The 6727-nt window shown below is 61.3% G+C and carries 10 protein-coding genes and 1 pseudogene; 7 read left to right on the top strand and 4 right to left on the bottom strand.

Annotation, left to right across the window (positions count from 1 at the left end; translation table 11 throughout):
• Positions 1 to 162 (top strand): zincin-like metallopeptidase domain-containing protein (locus RLEG4DRAFT_RS47040; protein ID WP_003577441.1); only part of this gene is annotated, 162 nt, incomplete at its 5' end.
• Here the strand turns inward: RLEG4DRAFT_RS47040 and RLEG4DRAFT_RS13930 are convergent.
• Positions 155 to 520, bottom strand: coding sequence for a GtrA family protein (locus RLEG4DRAFT_RS13930; protein ID WP_003577440.1), 366 nt, complete (start codon positions 518 to 520; stop codon positions 155 to 157). The two genes, RLEG4DRAFT_RS47040 and RLEG4DRAFT_RS13930, sit on opposite strands and share 8 nt — an antisense overlap.
• Before the next feature lie 57 nt (positions 521 to 577).
• On the opposite strand from RLEG4DRAFT_RS13930, the gene RLEG4DRAFT_RS47035 reads away from it, so the two are divergent.
• Complete coding sequence (locus RLEG4DRAFT_RS47035) at positions 578 to 778, top strand: hypothetical protein (protein WP_245277958.1); 201 nt, start codon at positions 578 to 580, stop codon at positions 776 to 778.
• Between the two features lie 13 nt (positions 779 to 791).
• On the opposite strand, the gene RLEG4DRAFT_RS47030 is transcribed toward RLEG4DRAFT_RS47035, so the two are convergent.
• Together RLEG4DRAFT_RS47030 and RLEG4DRAFT_RS13920 are read right to left on the bottom strand one after the other, a co-directional pair.
• A complete protein-coding gene (locus RLEG4DRAFT_RS47030; protein ID WP_245277957.1) occupies positions 792 to 1217 on the bottom strand; it encodes a hypothetical protein in 426 nt (141 codons plus the stop codon).
• The gene (locus RLEG4DRAFT_RS13920) at positions 1214 to 1567 is read right to left on the bottom strand and encodes a hypothetical protein (RefSeq protein WP_245277956.1); all 354 of its coding nucleotides are present in this window, start codon (positions 1565 to 1567) and stop codon (positions 1214 to 1216) included. Before RLEG4DRAFT_RS13920 ends, RLEG4DRAFT_RS47030 begins: the two co-directional genes overlap by 4 nt.
• 312 nt (positions 1568 to 1879) lie before the next feature.
• Here RLEG4DRAFT_RS13920 and RLEG4DRAFT_RS13915 point away from each other — a divergent pair, with 312 nt between their 5' ends.
• From RLEG4DRAFT_RS13915 to RLEG4DRAFT_RS13905, 3 genes and pseudogenes are all read left to right on the top strand, one after another.
• Positions 1880 to 2203: a DUF736 domain-containing protein gene (locus RLEG4DRAFT_RS13915; RefSeq protein WP_003577439.1), complete on the top strand. Its 324-nt coding sequence runs from the start codon at positions 1880 to 1882 to the stop codon at positions 2201 to 2203.
• A gap of 319 nt (positions 2204 to 2522) precedes the next feature.
• Positions 2523 to 2690, top strand: a complete 168-nt coding sequence (locus RLEG4DRAFT_RS40830; RefSeq protein ID WP_003577438.1) for a hypothetical protein — start codon at positions 2523 to 2525, stop codon at positions 2688 to 2690.
• Positions 2691 to 3004: 314 nt separating this feature from the next.
• Positions 3005 to 3488 (top strand): annotated as a pseudogene (locus RLEG4DRAFT_RS13905) (hypothetical protein).
• Between the two features lie 42 nt (positions 3489 to 3530).
• On the opposite strand, the gene RLEG4DRAFT_RS13900 reads toward RLEG4DRAFT_RS13905, so the two are convergent.
• Positions 3531 to 3902, bottom strand: a complete 372-nt coding sequence (locus RLEG4DRAFT_RS13900) for a WGR domain-containing protein (RefSeq protein ID WP_003577436.1) — start codon at positions 3900 to 3902, stop codon at positions 3531 to 3533.
• A gap of 157 nt (positions 3903 to 4059) precedes the next feature.
• Here RLEG4DRAFT_RS13900 and RLEG4DRAFT_RS13895 point away from each other — a divergent pair, with 157 nt between their 5' ends.
• Both RLEG4DRAFT_RS13895 and traA read left to right on the top strand, forming a co-directional pair.
• Positions 4060 to 4281 carry a hypothetical protein gene (locus RLEG4DRAFT_RS13895; protein WP_003577435.1) on the top strand — a complete coding sequence of 74 codons (222 nt, stop codon included), beginning with the start codon at positions 4060 to 4062 and terminating at the stop codon, positions 4279 to 4281.
• Positions 4282 to 4938: 657 nt separating this feature from the next.
• Positions 4939 to 6727 (top strand): Ti-type conjugative transfer relaxase TraA (gene traA / locus RLEG4DRAFT_RS13890; RefSeq protein WP_003577434.1); only part of this gene is annotated, 1789 nt, incomplete at its 3' end.

The raw sequence follows: 6727 nt of genomic DNA, 5'->3' as shown, positions 1-6727 counted from the left end.
GATCACGCAAGCTACCTCGATGGCTGGCTCGAAGTTCTGGGCAACGACAAGCGCGCCATCTTTTCAGCGGCAGCTCATGCGCAGCGGGCCGTCGATTACCTGCATGATTTGCAGCCGGACCTCAACGAGGAGGAGGCGGCGTCGCTTGCTGGCTCTACCTGAACACCCAGAGGAGGTTTATCAGGAAATTGAAGACGAAGGCCGTGCCGATGCCGAAAAGCTTTGCCCACAAGGGCGAGAGCACGACCTGTTGCACGAGGATTAGCGTCACGCAAACATTGATCGATAGGCCGAGCAGCGCGCCGATGAGGAACAGTGAAGCGCGCTTACGGCTTATTGTCTGATTGAAGACATAGCGGCTGGTGACGCTGTAATTGATGACGGCCGCGATCAGCCAGCTCGATGTCGCCGAAAGGCCGATAGGCACGCCAAGCGCCAGCAGGCCACGAGACACCGTGAGATCGACGAAAGCAGCCAGGCCTCCGGTGAACACATAGCGGATAGCCTTGGACAAGATCATTCGGACGCTTCCTCTGCTCGCAGCGCTGCGAACACCGGGTCCGAATAAGTCGAAAAGGTGAGCCAGCTCCCCCGGCCCGTCGGAGCGCATGAGCGGCAGGACACCGGCGCGCCGCGCCGCAAGGCCATCCCGCTCGGGTCTGTCGCCGATCAGAACGTTTTGCGCCGGGCCGACGCCGGCGCGCTGCACAGCATCTGCAGGCCGCGCGGATCAGGCTTCTGGATGCCGACGCCGGGATCGCTTGCGGCCAATATGTAATCGGCCGACAATCTCATCCTCTGCAGCTTCTCGTCGGCAGGATAATCAGAATAGATCCCGATCGCCTTGTCTGCCGTCTGAGCGCGGCAAACAACTCCACCAGCCCATCATACCGGCAGGATGCGATATAGGCGAGCGGACGGCGCTCGATCCATTCACTGACGATTGCCTCGATCCTTTCGGCTGGCTGGCCGGTTCGCGCAACGGTTCGCGCCATCAGGCACGCCTGAAAATCGTCGATCTCCTCCTCGCCGATGGTTTCACGCAGGGAGCGGTATGCGCGCAGCACACGCAGATTTGTCAGGCTGCCTCTTGCCACCGCATCAACAATCAATTCGACGGCCATTCGAAGGCGCAGCCTGCGCTGATTGTATAGAGTTCCATCGACGTCGAAGATGACGAAGCGGATACTGCCCCAGTCGACATTCCTTGCGATCATCGGATGGTGATGTAGTGCTGTTCGGTCAGAGTCACTAGAAGCGGTATGTCGACGAATGTCGTGAAGATGAAGGCCGCCATTAGGGCCGCGACGATCGCGATCAGGCCGGGCTCGCGGAGTAGCTTTTCCGGTTTCTGCGCCGTCGAGCCCGGTTTCGTCGCCATCACGAAATAGGCCGTGAACAGGGCAACAATGAACGGCAGGACCAGCATGTACTCGATGCGATACTTGACCAGGAAGACGGACAGAAAGGCAATCGAAAACAGTGAATAGGCAATGCAGGAGGCGGTCAGCGAGACCTGTGAACTGGGCGAAACTTGCCCGGTAGCGCGACAGCAGCTCCTTGCCATGCGAAGCGACTATCTCGTCATATTCCGACAAGCGGTACAGCCCAACTTAGCCTGAGCTTTCTTAGATCGCGCAGGACATCAGGGCAGGAGCTCCTGGCACGGGCGCTATCGGATGGCCATAGATCGGTCTCTCCCACCGGTCGCGGTTCAGGACCATTCCCGTTTTCTTGTGTCGCCTTTCTAAGGGACCGGCCGCCATCAGCGTCAACCCGCAAGGGGTTTCCCTGCGCTGGCGCTCCGGTGACGCCTGCGGCTCGGCCCCTTCTTCGGGCGCCATCGGGAATGGTCCCGAGCAACCGAAGGAGACATACCATGGCCACCACGATCGCAACCCTGACCCAGAAGACCGACGGCAGCCTCGAAGGCATCTTCGCGACGATCCGGGTGAACGCGCCGATCGCAATCGTGCCGAACGCCAGCAAGGCGAGCGACGAAGCACCGGACTACCGCATCATCCACCGCAAGACCGGCTTCGAGATTGGCGCCGCCTGGAACCGCATCGCCCGCCTGACCGGCGAGGAATACCTCTCCGTCAAGCTGGAGGCTCCGGAAATCGGCGTCATCTTCGGCAACGTCGCCCAGGCTCCTGGCGGAGAGCCGAGCAAGAAGGTCATCCTCTGGAATAGCCCGGCCTGAAGCGACTGGGCCGGCCCCGTCATCGGGGCTGGCCCTTCCCGCAAGACTCAAGCCGGCAGCGGGCATCGAGCCCGCTGCCGGCTTTTCTGGTGCGATACGGAGAGGGGAAGGTCTGCTCAGTCGGTCCAAGGGTGTCATGACGGCATGAAGGCCTCAAGGACGAATGGTTCCCCCAATTTTGCCGCCGCTCCGGTTTCCTCCGCTCCGACAAAATCGGCTCCCCCACTCGCCGGCTCCGCCGGTCGCGTTCCGCGATCCTTGACCCCTCCATCCCGCCATGACCGCGGGCGTCGTCTTTCACAACGTCAAGGAGACGACAATGACCACTTGCATCGACGACATCATCGAACTGCTGGGCGCGGAGCTGCGGAACGCCGATCCGGCCGAGCGTCGCCAGATCGAGAACGAGCTGGAACTGGCGCTGGCCGAACGCGAGGTGATCTGGGCCGAGCAGGATGGCCGCATCGACCCCAAGCCTCCGTTCTGACGGAGGCTATCGCCACGTCCATAAGCCCGGCCGGCCGGATCGACCGGCCGCCGGTCTGTCAGGGATTTCATCCCTCGACACTCCCGCCGGCTCACGCCGGAAACGGTCGCGTCCCCTTCGGGTCCGCGGGTCTCTTCTCTCTCTGACGTCCTATTTTACTCCAGCAAATCCGGCGTCAAGGACGGCGCGGTCTCCCCCAATTTTGCCGCGAGCGACAAAATCGGTTCCCCCGCTTGCGAGCCGCGTTCCGCGGTCCTTGACCCCTCTTTGCCAAGGAGTGGCCGATCTCCGTCATCAACGAAGGAGATCACATCATGACAACAGATCAGAACCTCATGCTCTACACCAAGCTTGCCGGCTTTCGGCTCGTCGTCCTCGCAAACCGCTTCGGCTGCGACGACGATTTCTCGCGACAGCTTCACGATCGCCTGGTCGAGGGGCGTCGACGCGGCAATCGATCGGATCCACGTCATCATGGCATTGGAACGAAGTGTTCTCATTGGAGACGATGAATTTGCCGAATTTCAGTTGGAGGGCGAGAACGAGATTTTCGGGAGCTTCGCCATCACTCTGCTGGACGATCTCGAATTTGATTGCGACACGCATGAATTCCGCGTCAACGGCGGCGACTGGATGAACGCTTTGGCCGCTGATCATAGTGGCGTCGATATCGACTATCCCAAGCTGGTGGCGCTGAGCGCGGACGAACTCGGCTCGCTGGCGGCGATCATCAGGGATATCACAAGCGAGACCGGCATCGCCGTTCATGCAGCGCGCGCCCTTCAATCCTGGCGCTAATGGCAGCCCCAAGATGTGCTTGGCGGCGGCGACGGTCGCCTCTTAATCGTCGACGTTCTCAGCTTGCAGGCTGGGCAACAATGTCGGGATGCGTGCTCGCTTCCCAGCGAAAATTGCGACGTCATGCGAGGCGGAATTCTTGCTGGCCTCAGGTTCCTTATAGCCGCGACGACGCTTGACCCGCTCCAGCTGCCAATAAGCCGCTTTCGCCCTGTGAGGATCATCATAGGTGTTGATTTTCGCCTGTCCGTTGGTGCCGATCCGGCCCCAATAACGCACCAGCGACGCCCCGCCGAATAAGGTCGGTTGGATTTGGAGCGTGTAGAAGCGCCGCATGTTCTGGACAGGGTCGATCCGGCGAAGGTGAAGCTCGTCTTTTTCTTCATGGGACATGGAGGGAATTGTCGCCTTCATCGCAAGCTCGGTCCAACGACAGTTTTGAATCGATCGGGATCCACCGATTCACGGCGGTGATGGATGATTTCCGGTTTGGGGATATTGCAAGCACCGCACTTACCATCGCGGCAGTAAGCGGCTAGACCTCTCTGCCGGCGACACGATGGAATGGACAATGGACGAGACACTCAAAATCGACAGCAGAGGCGACTTCGGGCTCTGGGCGATCGAAGCGGCAAAGCAGATCGTCAGCGAGCAGGGCTTTGACCTTGCCAAAGCAGCCCGTGATGGCAGCGAAGAGGAACTACGCTCCGCAGGCAACGCCCTCGGACAGGCGATCACCAACGTGCTGCTGGAAATATACGACGGCTTGCTCGACGGCGCTGTCGAAGCATAGACCGATTCGGCGATCACAGAGCGGCGGTGATTTGAACCGAACTCGACGGTCGCCTCAGCACCGGACTGCCCTCCTGAGGCGGCGCTCGCCGTCCTCCTAGCCGGCGCAAACGGAGTTCGATTGAAACCGGCCGTGTCTGGGCGGGGCCACCTTCTGCGACGCTCTATTTTCCCCATGGTCTCGACGATGATCCCGGCGAGCAGCGCTTTCTCGCGCACCTCGCGCTCGCGCTCAGCCGTCATGTGGAGCCTCTGACCGCGCTCGCTTGAGTCGAGGGGCAGTAGCCCCACCTTCTCCTCCTTGCAAAGTCGCCCCGCGATCTGTTCGAAGATCCGGTCGATCTGCTCATCGGTGATCTCCGTCTCTGCAAGCCTGTCGTCATCGCGGCGCGGGGTAAAACTGATTATCGATCGAAAAACGTTTGCGTTTGCGCAGCTTGTCGATCTGGGCGCCGAGCTCGGAAATCGATGATTGTATGACCATCATTGGTTCCTTTGCGTTTTCGACATTTGATCCGTGTCGATTATACTAACTGGAATAGATCAGTAAAATGCGCTAGCCTGCAACCGGAAAGCGGCATCGGACCTTTGGTCCGATCGGTTTGAGGGCGCAATATACGTCGCTGTCGCGACGTGCTTGAACGCTGTGGAGACGTCGATGGCGATCATGTTCGTCAGAGCGCAGGTAATCAGCAGGGGAGCCGGCCGCAGCATCGTTTCGGCTGCCGCCTATCGCCATCGCGCCCGGATGATCGACGAACAGATGGGAACGTCGTTCAGCTATCGCGGTGGGGCGGCCGAACTGGTCCATGAGGAGCTGGCGCTGCCGGATGAGATCCCGGCCTGGCTGGGGTCGGCGATATCAGGCCAATCCGTTGCCAAGGCAAGCGAGGCGTTGTGGAATGCCGTCGATGCCTTCGAGACGCGGGCGGACGCGCAGCTTGCCCGCGAGCTGATCATTGCGCTGCCGGAGGAACTGACGCGAGCGCAGAATATTGCTCTGGTTCGCGACTTCGTCCGCGACAATCTGACGTCGAAAGGAATGGTCGCCGACTGGGTCTATCACGACAAGGACGGCAATCCGCACATCCATCTGATGACGACACTGCGGCCGCTGACCGAGGAGGGGTTTGGGCCGAAGAAAGTTCCGGTTCCTGGAGAGGACGGCAAACCGCTGCGGGTGGTCACGCCGGACCGGCCAAGTGGAAAGATCGTCTACAGGGTCTGGGCCGGCGACAAGGAAACGATGAAGGCCTGGAAGATCGCCTGGGCGGAGACGGCCAACCGGCATCTGGCGCTTGCCGGTCACGAGATCCGGCTCGATGGACGCTCCTATGCCGAACAGGGCCTCGACGGCATTGCGCAAAAACATCTCGGACCAGAAAAGGCCGCCCTCGCCGGCAAGGGCAAGGAGCTCTACTTCGCTCCCGCCGATCTTGCCAGGCGCCAGGAGATGGCCGACCGGCTGCTGGCCGAGCCGGAGCTTCTGTTGAAGCAACTCGGCAATGAACGCTCCACCTTCGACGAGAAGGATATCGCCAAGGCGCTGCACCGTTATGTCGACGATCCCACCGATTTTGCCAACATCCGCGCCCGGCTGATGGCGTCCGACCAGCTGGTCATGCTGAAGCCGCAGGAGATCGAGGCGGAAACCGGCAAGCTATCGGAACCGGCGGTGTTCACAACGCGGGACATGCTGCGCATCGAATACGACATGGCGCAGTCCGCACAGGCCCTGTTGAAGCGTGACGGCTTTGCCGTCTCCCTCAAGCATGTCGACGCTGCCATCAAAACCGTCGAGAGCGCCGATCCTAAAACTCCGTTCCGGCTCGATGCGGAGCAGGTCGATGCCATCCGTCATGTCACCGGTGACAGCGGGATCGCCGCCGTTGTCGGCCTTGCCGGCGCCGGCAAGTCGACGCTGTTGGCGGCGGCGCGTCTTGCCTGGGAGGGCGAGGGGCACCGGGTGATCGGTGCTGCCCTTGCCGGCAAGGCGGCGGAAGGGCTGGAAGACAGTTCCGGCATCAAGTCGCGCACGCTCGCCTCCTGGGAGTTGGCCTGGGCCAATGGGCGCGACACACTGCATCGCGGTGACGTGCTGGTCATTGACGAGGCCGGCATGGTGTCGTCGCAGCAGATGGCGCGTGTGCTGAAGATCGCCGAAGGGGCAGGCGCGAAAGTGGTCCTGGTCGGTGATGCGATGCAGCTGCAGCCGATCCAGGCGGGTGCTGCTTTCCGGGCAATCACCGAGCGGATCGGTTTTGCCGAGCTTGCCGGTGTGCGCCGCCAGCGTGACGAATGGGCACGCGAGGCTTCACGGCTGTTTGCCCGCGGCGAGGTCGAGAAGGGGCTCGACGTCTATGCGCAACATGGTCATCTCGTCGAGGCAGCGACACGCCAGGAGGCAATCGGTCGCATCGTTGCTGATTGGACCGAAGCACGCAAAC

Source organism: Rhizobium leguminosarum bv. trifolii WSM2297, from assembly GCF_000271845.1.
The sequence above is the reverse complement of the archived record's forward strand: the minus strand, read 5'-3'. Positions and strand labels throughout refer to the sequence as shown.